The sequence below is a fragment of the Solwaraspora sp. WMMB762 genome (genome assembly GCF_049179115.1).
Taxonomy (GTDB): Bacteria; Actinomycetota; Actinomycetes; order Mycobacteriales; family Micromonosporaceae; genus Micromonospora_E.
The window spans coordinates 1,858,999-1,873,396 of record NZ_JBMHMD010000001.1; the positions used below are offsets into that span (position 1 = coordinate 1,858,999).

Sequence of the window (14,398 nt, forward strand, 5' to 3'; positions counted from 1 at the left end):
AAGCAGGGAACATGAGTGCCAAGATGGCGGCATGGGCACTCCGCAGCAGCTCGCCTCGACCTTCGACGTCGCCACGGTCCGCGGTGACTTCCCGACGCTGTCGGGCTCGTTGGCCTACTTCGACAGCGTCGCGTCATCCCTGACGCCACGACCGGTCATCGACGCGATGACCGAGTACTACACCAGCTACCGCGCCAACGTGCACCGCGGCTCCTACGACCTGTCGATGCGCGCCTCGCAACGCTTCGACGACGCGTTGACCACGATCGCCCGGTTCCTCAACGCCTCTACCGAGGAGATCGTGCTCACCTCCAACACCACCACGGCGATCAACCTGGTCGCCGCCACTCTGGACTTCGAGCCGGGCGACGAGATCGTGCTGTCGAACCTCGAGCACACGTCGAACATGGCCCCGTGGATGCGCATCGCCAACAAGCAGGGCGTCAACGTGCGGTGGTACAACGCGGACCGCGACGGCAGCTTCGACCTCGACACGTTCCGAGGGCTGCTCAGCGATCGCACCAAGCTCGTCACGCTGGCGCACGTCACCAACATCCTCGGCAACCGGCTACCGGTCGAGGAGATCGGGGCGATCTGTCGCGAACGCGGCGTGCTGTTCCTGATCGATGCCGCCCAGTCCGCCCCGCACCTGCCGCTGGACGTGAGCAAGCTCAACTGCGACTTCCTCGCCTTCTCCGGCCACAAGATGCTCGGCCCGACCGGTATCGGAGTGCTCTACATCCGCCGCCAGTACGCCGTCTCACTCACCCCCGGTGTCCTGGGCGGCGGCACGATCGACACGACGGCCTGCGCCGCACCGACCCTGGACGGCTGTGTCCTGTCGGATTGTTCGTTCACCTCGTTGCCCGACAAGTGGCAGGCAGGCACCCCGCCGATCGCAGAGGCACTCGGACTGGCCGCCGCGATCGACTACCTCACCGCCCTGGGCCTGGACAACCTCGCCGCTCACGAGCAGCAACTCATGCACCAGCTCTGCACCGGCCTGTCCAGGATCGACGGCGTGGAACTGTACGGACCACCGGAACCCGCCGACCGGGTCGCCGTCGTTTCGTTCAACATCGCCGGCCGCGACTTCACCGAAGTGGGGCAGCTACTCAACGACAGCTACGGCGTCGCCGTACGCGCCGGACAACACTGCGCGCTCAACTACTTCTTCAACGAACTGCACGAGGAGGACAGCCGCGCCGGCAACGTCCGAGCCAGCCTCTACCTCTACAACACCGCCGACGAGGTCGACCGACTCGTCGCCGCCGTCGCAGACATCGCCGCCCAGGGAGCGTGACCGATGCCCGAGCAGTCCTCCGCCGCCGCCACCCTTCGGTTCTTCACCGAACTGGGCCTGATCAGCGCCGACGAGGCAGCCCTCGTCGACGAGCTGTTCACTGCCGATTTCCCGTTCGCCGCCGCGATCGGCATCGCCGAGTCGGTGCACGTTCAGGTGAAGGTCGCCGACGTGCACGCGCTGCCCCACGACAAGATCCTGGCCGGGGACGTTTCCGCGCAACGCGACGCCCCCAACTTCCGCAAGTACGGCTTCCCGAGCGGCATCGCGGTCATCTTCACCAGCGGCGCCATCGCCGAGGAGGACCTCATTCCCGGCGCGGTGACCCGTCCACTGCCGTTCGTCGACCACCTCGGCATCGACCTGCGCGAGGACAGCCTTGACAGCCGCGCGGTCTACGCCGACATCCGTGACCGGGCCGTCGCCGCAGGTTGGCGACACGTGCGTCAGGGCGGCCCACAGGCCCCGGTCCGCGGCTGCCAGTGCGAGGTCTCCGAGAAGAGCTGGGTCTACCCGCCGGACAGCCCACATGGGCGCGGCCGGCCGATCGAGTTCGCGTTCGGCGAGCTCGAACTACTGTCCAGCACCGACACCAACTGCGACTACCGCCCCATCGACCCGGCTCACCCGCTGGCCCGTCTGGTGCCGAAGACCAACCAGGTTCGCGCCCCCCAGACAGTGACCCTGTCGACCCGCCGGTAGAACCCACCCGTCGTCCCTGCCCACGGCTGTCACCAGTGACGCGTTGCGTCACTGGTGACAGCCCTGCCCCGGAGCCGCCCGTGCGATTCAGCGTCTACGACATCACCTCGTCCACCTCCGACGGCGCGTCAGCCTGGCGCCCCGTCGACAACAAGTTTCCCCACTCCGCCGCCTACCAGCACTCCCTCGAACAGGCCCGCATCGCCGACGAGGTGGGCATCGACATCTACTTCTTCACCGAGCACCACTCCAACGCCGGGTTCCAGATCGTCCCCTCCCCCCACCTGATGATCGCCGCCCTGTCCCAGACGACCAGCAACGTCCGGCTCGGGGCCATGACCCTCAACCTGCCGCTGTACCACCCCGTACGGGCCGCCGAAGAGATCCGCATGCTCGACCTGCTCACCAACGGTCGTCTGGAGATCGGCCTCGGCCGTGGACTCGCCGGTCACGAACAGGCCGGGTTCGGTGTCCAACGCGCCGACAGCGAAAGCCTGTTCGACGCGGCGTTCCCACTGATCAAGCAGCTCCTCACCGACGGCGGCGTGGCGTCCTACGCCGCCGGCCCCTGGCAGGGCGAAGGCGTCACCCTCGTCCCGGAGGCCACCCAGACGCCGCACCCGCCGATGTGGATGGCCGGCATCAGCGAGAAGTCCATCCGCAAAGCCGCCCGGCTCGGCGTCAACCTGTGCACCGCGTTCCTCGACGCCGACGACACCGCCCGTACCGCCGCGATCTACCGCGACGAGTGGCAGGCCGCTCATCCGGGCACACCGACCGGCAGCTACGGCACCATGCAGCACATCTTCGTGGCCGAGACCGAGGCTGAGGCCCGCAAGCTCGCCCAGCCCCACCTGGCAGCCTGGCTCGGCGCTGGACACGAAGCCTCAGTGATGATCAACCAAAGCACCACAGTCGACAAGGGCTACGAGGACCACAAGGCCTGGTTTGACAAGATCACCAGCCTTCCCTTCCAGGAAGCCGTCGAAAATCACCGGATCATCTTCGGCACCCCCGACCAGTGCGTGGCGCAGCTGCTGGAAAAGGCCAAGGCCGGAGTCGACATGTTCCAGGGCTGGTTCCAGTTCGGCGGCCTCGACTTTGAAGCCAGCAACCGCTCCATGCGCCTGTTCGGCGAACACGTCGCACCCGCGGTCAAGGCCGCCCTCGCCCCCGACACCGCCCCAGCCCAACCAGCCGCCATCTGAAGGAGTACCCGTGACCCTGGTCAAGTTCTGGTCCGATCCTGCCTGCTTCTGGTCCTGGCGTACCGGCCGCTGGCTGGTCGCCGCCGCCGAACAGCGGACCTTCGACATCGACTGGCGGCCATTCAGCCTCAAGGTCCTCTACGGCGCGGAGATGAATCCCGACTGGGCCGCCATGCTCGGCGCCTCCCACGCCGCCCTACGCGTCGGCGAGGCACTTCGCGACGCCGGGCGCCCCGCCGACGCCGCTGACTTCTACACCGCCGTCGGCACCGCCGCCCACGACAACGGCGAAGGGTTCACCGAAGATCTCGTCCGTCAAGCCAGCAAGTCCACCGGCGTCGAGGATGCCTTCGACGCCTTCCACGACCCACGCTGGGACGCCCAGATCAAAGCGGAGACACACGCCGCGATCGCCTCGGCCGGGCCGGACGTGGGCAGCCCGGTCATCGAGTTTCCCGACGCTCCCCGGGGAATCCACGGCCCGGTCTTCGAAACGATCCCGCCGACCGGCAACGCCGGCGAGCTCTACGACGCGATCACGACGCTCGCGAAGACCTCCTACTTCTATGAAGTCAAGCGCGGCCGCCCAAGCTGAGTCAAGGAGACGCCAGCCGTGACACGTGCTGAAGGACCGGCGACCACGGACGACTTTCGCCTACTACTCGGGCACTTCCCCACCGGCGTCGTCGCTGTCACCGCCATCCACGCCGCCCGCCCCGTCGGACTGGTCGTCGGTTCCTTCTTCTCCATCTCACTGCGGCCACCCCTCATCGGCTTCGGCATCAACAACACCTCCACCAGTTGGCCGCTGATCAGTGCGGGCCGCACTTTCAGCGTCAACGTCCTCGCCGCCGATCAGGACCACGTCAGCCGGGCACTGGCTGCCACCGGGCCCGACAAGTTCGCCGACCTGAGCTGGCACGCGTCCGAGGCCGGCTCCCCCGTCATCGACGGTTCCCTCGCCTACCTCGACTGCGATCTCCACGCCAGCCACAACGCCGGGGACCACCTGCTGATCATCGGTCTCGTACGCCGTTTCCGTCATCTGCGCAGCGCCGCGCCGCTGGTATTCTTCCGCCGCGGATACTGGTCGCTGAGCAGCACGCCGGACTCCACACAAAGCACCGGAGAATGTCTTGACTGACGCCGTAGGGCGATCCCCCAGGGTGCTGGCGATCTCGTGGGGTCGGATGGAGGTCGAAGGACTCGGGACCGGCAAGGACTTCATGCTCCACCCGGGTGGCGGCCGGGCCTGGGACTGGTCCGCGACCGGGACCCGGCACAGCCCGGGGATTCAACCCGAAGACGTCGAGGAGCTGCTGCGCCACGGCGCGACCGCGATCGTCCTGTCACGCGGCATGCAGCTTCAGCTCCAGGTCGACCCGCGCACCCTCGAACATCTCGACCGGCACGGCATCACGCCGTACATCGCCGAGACGACGCAAGCCGTGGAGCGCTACAACGAACTGGCCGCGACCCAGCCGGTGGGCGGCCTGTTCCACTCGACCTGCTGACCAACGACGGGGCGAGAACACCGGCCGGGTGTGATCCACTACGCGCCACCGACCCGACACGCCGACGCCATGTCAGACCGCACGCATCCGATCGGCCACCGGCAGATGGAGCGGACTACCACCTCACCCGGTTGACCACAGCTGTTCGAGCACCTTGTTGACCGCGTAGGACTGCTCGCGGTGGGGCTCGTTCAGGACGGTGCGGGCCGCCCGGTCCAGCCAATCCGCCGGCTCCGGACGCGACTGCCCAGCCGGGTAGACCAGGTCCAGATACCGCCGTGCCGGCCGTTTACGGGCATCAGCCATGAACTCGCGCACGTCCTCGATCGCCGCAGCGACCAGCGGATCGTCCGACGCGACCAGATGGGCGCACGGCTCGATAAGCGTCAACGACCGGACCAGGTCGGGCCGCGCCGCCGCAGCGGTCATCGCCACCGTGCCGCCATACGAGTGGCCGACCAGATGGACGCCGCCGGTCATCAGAGCGATCACATCCTGCGCGTCGACGGCGTAGTCGCTGGTCACCTGACCGTCGTCGACGTCTGGACTGCGTCCGTAGCCCCGTCGGTCCGACATCAACACCCGTCGGTGCCGGGCCAGCGGCCGTGCACGATGTACCGATGAGGCCACGAATCCGCGTCGCCGGATATGTCATCCGTACCACCGGCAGCGGTGCGCAACTCCTCGTCTTCGACCAGATCGACCACCCCGACGCTGGCACTCAGGTGCCGGCTGGTGGCGTGCAACCCGACGAGGAGTTGCACGACGCGGTACTACGCGAAGCCGCCGAGGAGACCGGCCTGACCGACGTCACCGTGGTCTGCGAGATCGGGGCGGAAGACAAGCCACACCCCGGGACCGGTCGGCCCCGCCGCACAGCCTACTTCCACCTGCGGGCTCCATCTGACGCACCCGATACCTGGCAGCACACAGTGACGGGTTCCGGGTTGGACGGCGAGCTACGGGTTGCCTGCCGATTCGTCCCGCTGCCGCTTCGTTCTCATCTGGCCGACGACCAAGACGCACTACTCGGCAGCATCGACCATCGATGGAGTACCCAATCGAGCCCGCCCAGCGGGCCCAGCCTCAGGCCGGCTGACCAGCTCCGTCGCAGACGCCTGAAGGATCTGGAAACACATCGACGTCCACCACGGCTTGATTGACGTCAAGCAGCAACACGATCGCTTCTCGAGCCGCCGCAGCGACCTGGTCTGGTCGTCGGGCCTGCGTATGTACGCCGTTGAGTTCAGGCACACTGATCGCCCACCAGTCGCCGACCCGCCGGCAGACCACCAAGTAGGTCGTCACCTCCACGAATCCACCCTCCAGGCCTGCGCCGATTCCCTGGGCTCTACCGTCAGGCTACGGCTACTGTTGCTCGCCGTGGACCACGTCGAGGTTGAGGTCACCGCGGAGCTGGTCCGGTGTCTGCTCCGCGATCAGTGTCCCGACCTTGCCGACCGGCCGGTCCGGCTGGGCGCGCGCGGCTGGGACAACCAGATGTGGCGCCTCGGTGAGGATCTCGCCGTCCGGCTGCCGTGGGCGACCGGTTCGGCGGACGCGCTGCTGGTCAAGGAGTACGCCTGGCTGCCCACGCTGGCACCGCATCTACCGTTGCCGGTCCCCGTACCGCAGCGACTTGGCGAGCCGTCAGCGCGGTTCCCCCGGCCATGGCTCGTCACAACCTGGGTCCCGGGTGCCCCCGCCGACCGGGCCCCGGTCACGCGAGCCCGCGCGGCAGCTGAATCCCTGGCAGCGTTCCTGACCGCGCTGCACCGACCCGCTCCCAACAACGCACCCACAGGCAGCGGCAGCGGCCGGGGCGGGCCGTTGACCGACCACACCGACCAGTTCACTCGCGGCCTCGCCGAAGTCACCGCACGCGGGCTGATCGACGACCCGGACGCCGTCCAGGCTGTCTGGCAGGACGCGGTCACCGCACCCGGATGGTCAGGCCCGGCCCTGTGGCTGCACGCCGACCTGCATCCGGCCAACGTCCTCACCGCTGACGGCACCATCTGCGGCGTCATCGACTTCGGGGACCTCTGCGTGGGCGACCCGGCGTACGACCTCGCCGCCGGCTGGATCCTGCTCCCGGACGACAGCATCGATCACTTCTACGCGGCGTACCAGCCGATTCTGGACGCCGCCACCATGCGCCGCGCCCGTGGCTGGGCGATCGCCCGCGCCCTCGGCGGCATCCTGATCGGCGACGCCGGGGTCCACGGTCGCCCCGGCGGCAAGCCGACGTGGGGTCCGCCGGCTCACGCCGCGCTGCGACGGCTCATCGCCACGATCGGCTGACGGCAGGTCAATCCTGGCGCAGCAGGGTGTGGGCGATGGCGCGGTCGGGCGCGCTGTGCCACGCCTGGCCGCCGGCTTCGGACTCCCAGAGCAGGTTCTGCAGTACGCGGCCGAGCGTCCAACCGATGGCCCGCTCCCGGTCGACGCCCAGTATCTCGGTCATCAGGTCGAAGCGTCGCCGGACCGCACGCGGCACGTCGCCGGTGGCGGCAACGTCGTCCCAGCGGTTGTGCAGGGCGGGGAGAAGCTCGAAGCAGGGGTCGCCGGCGAGTGGTTTCGGGTCGATCGCCAGCCACGGCACCTGACTGTCGGACGCGGCCGAGCCGAACCCGGACGAGTCGGTCCGGGACGCGAGGACGTTGTCGTAGTGCAGATCCCAGTGCAGCAGCCGGTCCCCGGCCTCCGGCAGCAACTCCTCGACGGCCGCCGCGCACCGCCGGACCAGCGGATGGTCGGCGGCGGGTAGCCGTACCAGCGCCTGCGGCACCCGGTCGAGCATCCCGGCGGCGACATCGGCGAGGCGACGGACGTCGGGCGGTGCGGCCACCGAGGTCAGCCGGGCGAGCAGCTGGCTGAGGATCCGCAGCGCGGTCAGATCATCGGGTACGGCGGCGAGGGTACGGCCGGCATCGAGGCGTTCCAGCAGCATCGCGCCGGAGCGTGCGTCGTGCCGTAGGAGTCGGACAGCGCCGTCGCCGTCCCACGTCCGCAGCGCCACCGGCTCGCCGACGGTCTCCTCGTCGATCGGCTGCAGCTTCAGCATGGCCGGGGACCCGTCGGCCTGTACGACGGGCAGCACGAGGGCGATCGCACCGCAGCTCGCCGGCCCGTCAGGGCGCAGCCTCCACCCGTCCATGGTGGCTGCCGCCAGGTGCGGCAACGCCGCGATCCAGGCCCGCCCGGCGTCGCCGAAGTAGGTGCCGTGGGATGCGGCCAGCTCCGCCGGGACCACGAAGGCCGATCCGCCGGCATCGCCTGTGCTGTCCGAAGTCATGAACCGAGCTCGCGCGAAGTCACGTTCAGCCATGTCGCCTCCTGACCGAGACGATTGTCTCCCGACGGGTCTATCCTGCCAGGGTCAACGTGCCTACTGTGGCCGGTCCGACAGCCCGGCCTGGTTCGGCGCGAATCCAGGGAGCCAGTATTTGCTCTGCCAATCCTCGGACCTGTGATTGCGAGTCGCCAGGTGACGATCGTGCTCGATGCGCTGACCCAGGGCTATGGGAAGTCGACCATCATCGACAACCTCAGCGTCACACTGCAGCCCGGGATCACCGCGCTGTTGGGCCCCAACGGCGCGGGGAAGACAACCTTGCTGCGGACGCTGGCAACCGTCATGCCACCACGCAACGGCCGGATCCACATCGACGACGTCGAGATCGACGACGAGCGGTCGGCCCGCAAGATCAGGGACCGCATCGGCTATCTACCGCAGGACTTCGGGTTCGACCCGCTGATGAAGGTCGTCGACTTTGTGACCTATGCGGCCTGGATGCGTGGGGTGCCGGCTAGCAAGTGGCGGCAAGCGGTCGACGAGACGTTGGAGATGGTCGACCTGGCTGATCGACGGCGCTCGAGGATGCGTAGTCTCTCCGGTGGTATGCGCCAGCGCGCCGGCATCGCCTGGGCGATCGTCGGACGTCCCCGCGTGGTGCTGCTCGACGAGCCCACCGTCGGCCTGGACCCGCGCCAACGACTCCAGTTCCGCAAGATCGTCGCAGGGCTGAGCGAAACGGTGGTGGTGCTCAGCACCCACCTCATCGACGATGTCGCGGCGGTCTGTGACCGGGTGATCGTGATGCATGGCGGGGTGGCCAGGTTCGACGGTTCGGTGGCCGAGCTGTCTGCGCTGGGGCACGACGGACTTCCCGGGCACTCCCCGCTGGAGCGGGCGTACATGCATCTACTGCCCGAAGGAGAGCGAAGCCTGTGAGCGGGCTGTGGTTGCACGTCCGGAACTCTCCGGTCCGGTGGGCGTTGCCAGTGTTCGTCGCCATCGAACTGGCGGTGCTGTTCCTCCGCAACCGCCACTGGATCGGCGTCTGGCCGGAGACCGGCGCGGCAGCGCTGGCTCCCGCGTACCTGCTCGGTGTGGTCGGTGCCGGTGCGGCGGCGTGGGCAGCGAGCGCGCCGAAGCGACACCGGATCGTGGAGCAGCTGACGGCCTCGCGTTTTCATCCGGCCCGGCTGGAGGCGAACCGGCTGGGCGCTACTGTCGTCGTCCTGCTGGTCCCGTACCTGGTCGGTCAGGCCGTCGCCTTCACGATCACGGCTCGGACGTTTCCACCCGGCGTGCATCTTTGGTTGGGCTACGCGCTACTCGGAATCTTCGTGATTCTGACCTCGACCGCCCTGGGCTGGGTGTGCGGGAAGTTGCTCGGTTCGGTGTTCGCAGCGCTGACGGCGGCAATGGGATTCCTGTTTCTGACCGCGTTGCTCGACCGGTTCGGATTCGTCGTCATCTCCGGCCGACCGGAGATGACAGTCGACCCGGGACCACTCACCCTACGGCTGGCGTCAGTCACAGTCTTGCTGCTGACGATGCTCTGCCTGCCGACCTCCCATGCACTGCGACGGCGGAGGACGCTGCTGCTGGTCCCTGCGGTGTTGCCGCTCGTCGTAGTCCTGGTCGCCACGAACGCGGTGACGGACCGGAAGCAGCCAGGAGAAGACGTGATGTGCGTCGAAGGTACGACCACATTGTGCATCTGGCCGGAGCACGAGAAGTACCTTCCCCCACTGCGGGAGGTCAGCGCGCGGATCGATCTGCTGCCAAAGAGCTTCGTCCGCCCGCCACGCATCAATCAGGCCGGCCTACAGAAAGCCTGGATTCGCTTGCCCGACGGGCAGTGGCACCTCAGCTACAACGGAGCACCACCAATTTTCTACATTTTCGAGGGAAGTTCATGGTCTTTCTCAGGCAGCATCGGTACGGCGATAATTTCCTCGACCTTCAAGTTTGAATCCTGCGACTGGAACGTCCTAATCCCGCCCGACCGGAGGCGATTCGAGGCGCTTGGCGCCTGGCTGGAGGCATATCTGGCTGGGGAAAGCAGCCCGGATTATCAGACCAATGCACCTGCGGACACGCAAGAAGCCTGGTCGGATGGACGCGAGATCGCAAACGGAAATTCCCTGTCCGATCAGTTTATATGGGCGAACGAAGAGGTGAAGTACATTCATGGACGTTACTGCCAGCCGGGTCGTTGAGGTGTCCACAGGCACCGTACCTGTCAGGCTGTTTCTCTCGGTTCGGCCGGCACGTAGCGTCCTCGCCGGCATGGTGCTTCTGGGCGCGCTCGTGACCTGGTTCGGCATGGTCGAGGCACCGCTACCTCGGACGGTCGAACACGACACAGCGTTCGTCCCATTGTGGCGGCTGCTCGCCATGGGCGCTGCCGTCCTGCCAGTTATCGGGCTGGCTAGTCCCCTCGCTGGCCTGGAGCTGGCAGCCACCCGACGACTACGGTCCATGCAACGGTTCTACCTCGCCGGCTTGGGCATTGGCTCCGCAGTGATCTTCCTGGGCATCTCCGCACTGACCACGCAGCCGGCTGTCGTTGCGATCATGGCGCGGGGGTGGATCGCCTGGTTCGGCCTGGCGCTGCTCGCCGGAGCGGTCCTCGGCTGGCGGCTGGCCTGGACGCTGCCCACGGTCGTCGCCGTCGTTCTGTGGTACTGGGGGTTCGGCGGGAACGATCAGTATCGGTGGTGGGAGTTCAGCGCACGGCCGTACGACGATGTGCCCAGTCTCGTGCTCAGCGCCGTGCTGCTGGCTGTCGGGCTGGCCGCCTACGCCGCGACTCCGTGGCGCAGGCGGCGGTTGACGTTCTGGCGATAGCCTCGATGGCTACGAGCCCGGCGTGGCGGCCTTGAGGGTGGTGAGGAAGCCGGTCCAGGCGGCCGGGTCGAAGGCAAGCGCCGGGCCGCCGCGGTCCTTGGAGTCGCGTACGCCGATGGTGTCGGCGCTGAGGCGAACCTCGACGCAGGCGGCGTTGTTCGCGCTGCGGGAGGATGTGAACCAGCCGTGTGCGGGGGTGTGCTCGGTCATGTCATCTCCTGGGCCACCTGGCGGATCAGGGCGAGGGACTCGTCGAAGCTTAACGCCCGCTCCAGCGTCTCACCGAAGGTGATCGTGTAGTCGGCGACCCGGCTGGACTGGTCGATGATGTCGCTGGAGGTCAGTACCTCCTGCCAGACCAGATCCGGCACCCGTGGCGACGGAAATGTCAGGATCTGGAACGGCCCACCGAGCGCCGGGTACGCACCGGCCGAGAACGGGATGATGTGCACCCGGATCTGCTCCGAATGGCGGGTCATCAGGTCGGCCAGGTGATCGAGTTGGGCGCGCATCACTGCGGGGCCGCCGACCTGCTGCCGGATCGCACCCTCGCCAAAGATCGCGGTGATCCGCAGCGGTGGGTCCTCGGCGAGCCGGCGCTGCCGGGCCATCCGTACCTCGACGCGCTGCTCGGTCTCGGTGAGCCGGACGTAGGTGTTGCCGCCGCGCAGGATCGCGCGGGCGTACGCCTCGGTCTGCAGCAGGCCGTCGATCAGCTCGCTCTGGTAGGTGCGGACGTGGTCGGCTCCGGCCTCGTAGCCGAGGAAGCGCAGGAATTCGGCCGGGAAGAGCTGCTTGTACGTGTGCCACCAGGCGCGGGCCATCGCGCCGATCCGCAGCGCCTCCAGCTCGGCGGCCTCCTGGTCGTCGATCTCGTAGATCTTGACGAGCTGGGCGAGCCGGTCGGCGGGGAGTTTGACCTTGCCGATCTCCACTCCGGAGACGTACGCCTGGGTGATGCCGCTGCTGCGGCCGACGCCGACGGCGGTCATGCCGAGCTCTTCGCGGCGCTCGCGTAGCCGGATGCCGAGCTCCATGGCCTGCACGGTGGGCGACATGGCGGGGTTGGCGGGTGCCTTGCGGGTCCTCGGTGCACGTGCCATCGGTGGCCTCTCTCACGATTGGACGGTGACCACGACATCACACCAGGTGATCATGAACAACACAAGGGGTTGATATAAGCGAGTTTTAGCGCGATGCTTCGTGCACCGCAGCATCCAATCAATGATCATGGAGGACACAGTGGCCGTACAACTCAGCTGGGTGGACGGTGAGCAGCGCGAACGGTACGGATTCTCGCTGTGCCGGGTGGTCGACCCCGGTGGCACCGACGAGCGCTACGACCTGCTCGGCGTCATCGAGGTCCCGTACGACCAGCGCCACCCCGACCGCGTCGCCGACCAGCTCCACCCGTGGGCGATCGCCACCCTGCGGGCCGGCGGGTACGGCTTCGGCCACTACCTCGCCGAACTGACCGGCCTCGACGAGGACGGCGAACCGTGGCACCACATCCGAAACGCGCACATCAACTGGTCAGGCACGACAGTGCTGGTGCCCGCCCCGACTGACCCCCATGCCGCGGTGGCGACGCAACCCTGCGCCTGACGGACGGCAGCGGGATACTGGAGTCCGACGAAGGGACTTCGCCATGGATGAGGATCGGGAGCGGACAGCGCCGTCGGCGGACGACGAATTCGACCGGCTGCGGCGCGCCAGGTTCGGCGAGCTGCCGGCCCGGGTGGCACCGGAGGACATGTTCGGCGCGGTCGATGCCGATCCCGGGCATGATGAGCCGGGTCAGCCTCCGGTGCGTCGGGAGTGGGGGTAGGCAGCCGGTCAGGCCTCGCCGCGTCGGGCGCGGACCGCCGCGAGCGCCTCGGCGAGGATCGCCTCGGCGTCGGCGTCGCTGCGGCGCTCCTTCACGTACGCCAGGTGCGACTTGTACGGCTCGGTCCGTGGCCGGGCCGGCGGATTGTGCCGGTCCTGCCCGGCGGGCAGCCCACAGCGCGGGCACTCCCAGGTCTCCGGGGCTGCCGCCTCCACGGCGAGACTGATCTCCACCGCGTGCGAGTTGGCGCACCAGTAGGTGGTCTGCCGGCGGGGTGCGGGTTCAGCCCGCTCGGTGGGCCGGGCCGGGCTGGCACCGATCCGGCTGCCCCGGATCGTGTTGGCACTCGCCATGTTGTCGCTCCTGTCGTCGGGGAGGGGGTGTCACCACGGCACGATGCGGTGGTGCGACGCCGGTGAAGCGGGCGTACCCAAAAGAATGCGCGGCCCGTATCAACGGGCCGCGCGAAATCTTACGACGGAATGCGACGGATCACACACCCGCACTCATCGCGACCTTCAGCCACAGGCCGAGACCGACGATGCAGGCGAACCACACGATGCCGGTCAGCACGGTGTAGCGGTCGAGGTTCTTCTCGGCCACCGAGGATCCGGCGAGGCTGGTGCTCACCCCACCGCCGAACATGCTCGACATGCCACCACCCTTGCCCTTGTGCAGCAGGATCAGCATGGTGAGCATCACGCTCGTGATCACCAGCAACACGATCAATACGTAGGCGAACTCGATCGGCATGGTAGTGGTCAGTCCTCTCGTGACGGTCGCCGGGATCTCGGGGGCGACCCGGGCGAGCCCGCGCTGGCCGGAGCACAGGCCCACCAAGGATAGCGGGCCGGGTGTCCGGTTGCCGACCGGCTCCGGGGCCGACGTGCCCCGGAGCCGACCGGGTCAGCGCTTGACGTGCTCCGGGAAGCGGGCGATCTGGGCGAACTCGTCGGCGTCCAGGCTGGCACCGCCGATCAGCGCGCCGTCGACGTCGACCTCGGCCATGATCGCGGCGATGTTCGCCGCCTTGACCGAGCCGCCGTACAAGATCCGGGTCTGGTCGGCGGTGGCCTGGTCGTACGACTCGGCCAGCCGGGCCCGGATCGCCCCGCACACCTCCTGCGCGTCGGCCGGGGTGGCGGTCTTGCCGGTGCCGATCGCCCAGACCGGCTCGTACGCGATGACGACCTTGACCACCTGCTCGGCCGTCAGCCCGGCCAGCGCGGCGTCGACCTGGTCGCGGCAGTGCGCGACGTGGCCGCCGGCCTCCCGCACGTCCAGGCCCTCACCGACGCAGAGGATCGGGGTGATCCCGTTGGCCAGCGCGGCGGCCACCTTGGCCTTGACCACCGCGTCGTCCTCGTTGTGGTACGCCCGCCGCTCCGAGTGGCCGACGGTCACGTACTGGCAGCCCAGCTTCGCCAGCATCGCCCCGGAGACGTCACCGGTGTAGGCACCGGAGGCGTACGGCGACAGGTCCTGTGCGCCGTACCCGATTGCCAGCTTGTCGCCGTCGATCAGCGTCTGCACGCTGCGCAGCGCGGTGAACGGCGGCAGCACCGCCACCTCGACGTCGGTCAACTGCTGCTCGTTCAGGCTGAACGCCAGCTTCTGAACCAGCGCGATGGCTTCCAGGTGGTTGAGGTTCATCTTCCAGTTGCCGGCCATCAGCGGCCGGCGGGAAACGGTCTCAGG

The 14,398-nt window shown here is 68.1% G+C and carries 21 protein-coding genes; 13 read left to right on the plus strand and 8 right to left on the minus strand.

Features of this window, described 5'->3' with window-relative positions; translation table 11 throughout:
* The first annotated feature begins 31 nt into the window (after nucleotides 1–31).
* The 6 genes from ACN27J_RS08155 to ACN27J_RS08180 all read left to right on the plus strand — a co-directional run bounded on the left by ACN27J_RS08155 (nucleotide 32) and on the right by ACN27J_RS08180 (nucleotide 4,727).
* Nucleotides 32–1,303 (plus strand): aminotransferase class V-fold PLP-dependent enzyme, encoded by a 1,272-nt coding sequence (locus ACN27J_RS08155; protein ID WP_421364853.1) that lies wholly within the window; start codon nucleotides 32–34, stop codon nucleotides 1,301–1,303.
* A 3-nt stretch (nucleotides 1,304–1,306) separates the two neighbouring features.
* Entirely contained in the window at nucleotides 1,307–2,005 is a 699-nt protein-coding gene (locus tag ACN27J_RS08160; RefSeq protein WP_421364854.1) for a hypothetical protein, read from the plus strand.
* A gap of 80 nt (nucleotides 2,006–2,085) precedes the next feature.
* Nucleotides 2,086–3,213 (plus strand): LLM class flavin-dependent oxidoreductase, encoded by a 1,128-nt coding sequence (locus ACN27J_RS08165; protein ID WP_421364855.1) that lies wholly within the window; start codon nucleotides 2,086–2,088, stop codon nucleotides 3,211–3,213.
* Between the two features lie 10 nt (nucleotides 3,214–3,223).
* A complete protein-coding gene (locus ACN27J_RS08170; RefSeq protein ID WP_421364856.1) occupies nucleotides 3,224–3,808 on the plus strand; it encodes a hypothetical protein in 585 nt (194 codons plus the stop codon).
* A gap of 18 nt (nucleotides 3,809–3,826) precedes the next feature.
* A complete protein-coding gene (locus ACN27J_RS08175) occupies nucleotides 3,827–4,357 on the plus strand; it encodes a flavin reductase family protein (protein WP_421364857.1) in 531 nt (176 codons plus the stop codon).
* Complete coding sequence (locus tag ACN27J_RS08180) at nucleotides 4,350–4,727, plus strand: Mth938-like domain-containing protein (protein ID WP_421364858.1); 378 nt, start codon at nucleotides 4,350–4,352, stop codon at nucleotides 4,725–4,727. The genes ACN27J_RS08175 and ACN27J_RS08180 overlap by 8 nt, the downstream gene beginning before the upstream one ends.
* Nucleotides 4,728–4,850: 123 nt before the next feature.
* On the opposite strand, the gene ACN27J_RS08185 is transcribed toward ACN27J_RS08180, so the two are convergent.
* On the minus strand, nucleotides 4,851–5,303 hold the full coding sequence (locus ACN27J_RS08185) for an alpha/beta fold hydrolase (RefSeq protein ID WP_421364859.1): 453 nt from the start codon (nucleotides 5,301–5,303) through the stop codon (nucleotides 4,851–4,853).
* Nucleotides 5,304–5,347: 44 nt separating this feature from the next.
* On the opposite strand from ACN27J_RS08185, the gene ACN27J_RS08190 reads away from it, so the two are divergent.
* Complete coding sequence (locus ACN27J_RS08190; protein ID WP_421372149.1) at nucleotides 5,348–5,890, plus strand: NUDIX hydrolase; 543 nt, start codon at nucleotides 5,348–5,350, stop codon at nucleotides 5,888–5,890.
* On the opposite strand, the gene ACN27J_RS08195 is transcribed toward ACN27J_RS08190, so the two are convergent.
* Entirely contained in the window at nucleotides 5,814–6,041 is a 228-nt protein-coding gene (locus ACN27J_RS08195; protein WP_421372683.1) for a type II toxin-antitoxin system HicB family antitoxin, read from the minus strand. The genes ACN27J_RS08190 and ACN27J_RS08195 overlap by 77 nt on opposite strands.
* Nucleotides 6,042–6,110: 69 nt before the next feature.
* Between ACN27J_RS08195 and ACN27J_RS08200 the strand changes: the two genes are divergently transcribed.
* Nucleotides 6,111–7,031, plus strand: a complete 921-nt coding sequence (locus ACN27J_RS08200) for an aminoglycoside phosphotransferase family protein (protein ID WP_421364860.1) — start codon at nucleotides 6,111–6,113, stop codon at nucleotides 7,029–7,031.
* Between the two features lie 7 nt (nucleotides 7,032–7,038).
* On the opposite strand, the gene ACN27J_RS08205 is transcribed toward ACN27J_RS08200, so the two are convergent.
* The gene (locus ACN27J_RS08205) at nucleotides 7,039–8,025 is read right to left on the minus strand and encodes an aminoglycoside phosphotransferase family protein (RefSeq protein WP_421372150.1); all 987 of its coding nucleotides are present in this window, start codon (nucleotides 8,023–8,025) and stop codon (nucleotides 7,039–7,041) included.
* 201 nt (nucleotides 8,026–8,226) lie between these two features.
* Between ACN27J_RS08205 and ACN27J_RS08210 the strand changes: the two genes are divergently transcribed.
* The 3 genes from ACN27J_RS08210 (at nucleotide 8,227) to ACN27J_RS08220 (ending at nucleotide 10,872) form a co-directional block, all read left to right on the plus strand.
* Nucleotides 8,227–8,964 (plus strand): ATP-binding cassette domain-containing protein, encoded by a 738-nt coding sequence (locus ACN27J_RS08210; protein ID WP_421364861.1) that lies wholly within the window; start codon nucleotides 8,227–8,229, stop codon nucleotides 8,962–8,964.
* 50 nt (nucleotides 8,965–9,014) lie between these two features.
* On the plus strand, nucleotides 9,015–10,241 hold the full coding sequence (locus ACN27J_RS08215; protein WP_421364863.1) for a hypothetical protein: 1,227 nt from the start codon (nucleotides 9,015–9,017) through the stop codon (nucleotides 10,239–10,241).
* Nucleotides 10,242–10,311: 70 nt separating this feature from the next.
* Nucleotides 10,312–10,872: a hypothetical protein gene (locus ACN27J_RS08220; RefSeq protein WP_421364865.1), complete on the plus strand. Its 561-nt coding sequence runs from the start codon at nucleotides 10,312–10,314 to the stop codon at nucleotides 10,870–10,872.
* Nucleotides 10,873–10,881: 9 nt separating this feature from the next.
* On the opposite strand, the gene ACN27J_RS08225 is transcribed toward ACN27J_RS08220, so the two are convergent.
* Together ACN27J_RS08225 and ACN27J_RS08230 are read right to left on the minus strand one after the other, a co-directional pair.
* Nucleotides 10,882–11,082 (minus strand): DUF397 domain-containing protein, encoded by a 201-nt coding sequence (locus ACN27J_RS08225; protein ID WP_421364867.1) that lies wholly within the window; start codon nucleotides 11,080–11,082, stop codon nucleotides 10,882–10,884.
* Nucleotides 11,079–11,975: a helix-turn-helix domain-containing protein gene (locus tag ACN27J_RS08230; protein WP_421364869.1), complete on the minus strand. Its 897-nt coding sequence runs from the start codon at nucleotides 11,973–11,975 to the stop codon at nucleotides 11,079–11,081. Before ACN27J_RS08230 ends, ACN27J_RS08225 begins: the two co-directional genes overlap by 4 nt.
* 127 nt (nucleotides 11,976–12,102) lie before the next feature.
* Between ACN27J_RS08230 and ACN27J_RS08235 the strand changes: the two genes are divergently transcribed.
* Complete coding sequence (locus ACN27J_RS08235; RefSeq protein ID WP_421364871.1) at nucleotides 12,103–12,477, plus strand: hypothetical protein; 375 nt, start codon at nucleotides 12,103–12,105, stop codon at nucleotides 12,475–12,477.
* Nucleotides 12,478–12,520: 43 nt separating this feature from the next.
* Nucleotides 12,521–12,700 carry a hypothetical protein gene (locus ACN27J_RS08240; protein ID WP_282231269.1) on the plus strand — a complete coding sequence of 60 codons (180 nt, stop codon included), beginning with the start codon at nucleotides 12,521–12,523 and terminating at the stop codon, nucleotides 12,698–12,700.
* A gap of 8 nt (nucleotides 12,701–12,708) precedes the next feature.
* Here the strand turns inward: ACN27J_RS08240 and ACN27J_RS08245 are convergent, their stop codons facing one another.
* The 3 genes from ACN27J_RS08245 to tpiA all read right to left on the minus strand — a co-directional run bounded on the left by ACN27J_RS08245 (nucleotide 12,709) and on the right by tpiA (nucleotide 14,371).
* A complete protein-coding gene (locus ACN27J_RS08245) occupies nucleotides 12,709–13,053 on the minus strand; it encodes an RNA polymerase-binding protein RbpA (RefSeq protein WP_421364873.1) in 345 nt (114 codons plus the stop codon).
* A gap of 139 nt (nucleotides 13,054–13,192) precedes the next feature.
* Nucleotides 13,193–13,453, minus strand: a complete 261-nt coding sequence (gene secG, locus ACN27J_RS08250; protein WP_278169949.1) for a preprotein translocase subunit SecG — start codon at nucleotides 13,451–13,453, stop codon at nucleotides 13,193–13,195.
* 153 nt (nucleotides 13,454–13,606) lie between these two features.
* Nucleotides 13,607–14,371: a triose-phosphate isomerase gene (tpiA, locus tag ACN27J_RS08255; RefSeq protein ID WP_421372151.1), complete on the minus strand. Its 765-nt coding sequence runs from the start codon at nucleotides 14,369–14,371 to the stop codon at nucleotides 13,607–13,609.
* Between the last annotated feature and the right edge of the window lie 27 nt (nucleotides 14,372–14,398).

Excerpts from the sequence above, each read along its gene's own strand:
- ACN27J_RS08155 (WP_421364853.1), top strand. The coding sequence starts at position 32 with ATGGGCACTCCGCAGCAGCTCGCCTCGACCTTCGACGTCGCCACGGTC.
- ACN27J_RS08160 (WP_421364854.1), top strand. The coding sequence starts at position 1,307 with ATGCCCGAGCAGTCCTCCGCCGCCGCCACCCTTCGGTTCTTCACCGAA.
- ACN27J_RS08185 (WP_421364859.1), bottom strand. The coding sequence starts at position 5,303 with ATGTCGGACCGACGGGGCTACGGACGCAGTCCAGACGTCGACGACGGT.
- ACN27J_RS08190 (WP_421372149.1), top strand. The coding sequence starts at position 5,348 with ATGAGGCCACGAATCCGCGTCGCCGGATATGTCATCCGTACCACCGGC.
- ACN27J_RS08205 (WP_421372150.1), bottom strand. The coding sequence starts at position 8,025 with ATGACTTCGGACAGCACAGGCGATGCCGGCGGATCGGCCTTCGTGGTC.
- ACN27J_RS08220 (WP_421364865.1), top strand. The coding sequence starts at position 10,312 with ATGGTGCTTCTGGGCGCGCTCGTGACCTGGTTCGGCATGGTCGAGGCA.
- ACN27J_RS08225 (WP_421364867.1), bottom strand. The coding sequence starts at position 11,082 with ATGACCGAGCACACCCCCGCACACGGCTGGTTCACATCCTCCCGCAGC.
- ACN27J_RS08230 (WP_421364869.1), bottom strand. The coding sequence starts at position 11,975 with ATGGCACGTGCACCGAGGACCCGCAAGGCACCCGCCAACCCCGCCATG.
- ACN27J_RS08235 (WP_421364871.1), top strand. The coding sequence starts at position 12,103 with ATGGAGGACACAGTGGCCGTACAACTCAGCTGGGTGGACGGTGAGCAG.
- ACN27J_RS08240 (WP_282231269.1), top strand. The coding sequence starts at position 12,521 with ATGGATGAGGATCGGGAGCGGACAGCGCCGTCGGCGGACGACGAATTC.
- ACN27J_RS08245 (WP_421364873.1), bottom strand. The coding sequence starts at position 13,053 with ATGGCGAGTGCCAACACGATCCGGGGCAGCCGGATCGGTGCCAGCCCG.
- secG (WP_278169949.1), bottom strand. The coding sequence starts at position 13,453 with ATGCCGATCGAGTTCGCCTACGTATTGATCGTGTTGCTGGTGATCACG.
- tpiA (WP_421372151.1), bottom strand. The coding sequence starts at position 14,371 with ATGGCCGGCAACTGGAAGATGAACCTCAACCACCTGGAAGCCATCGCG.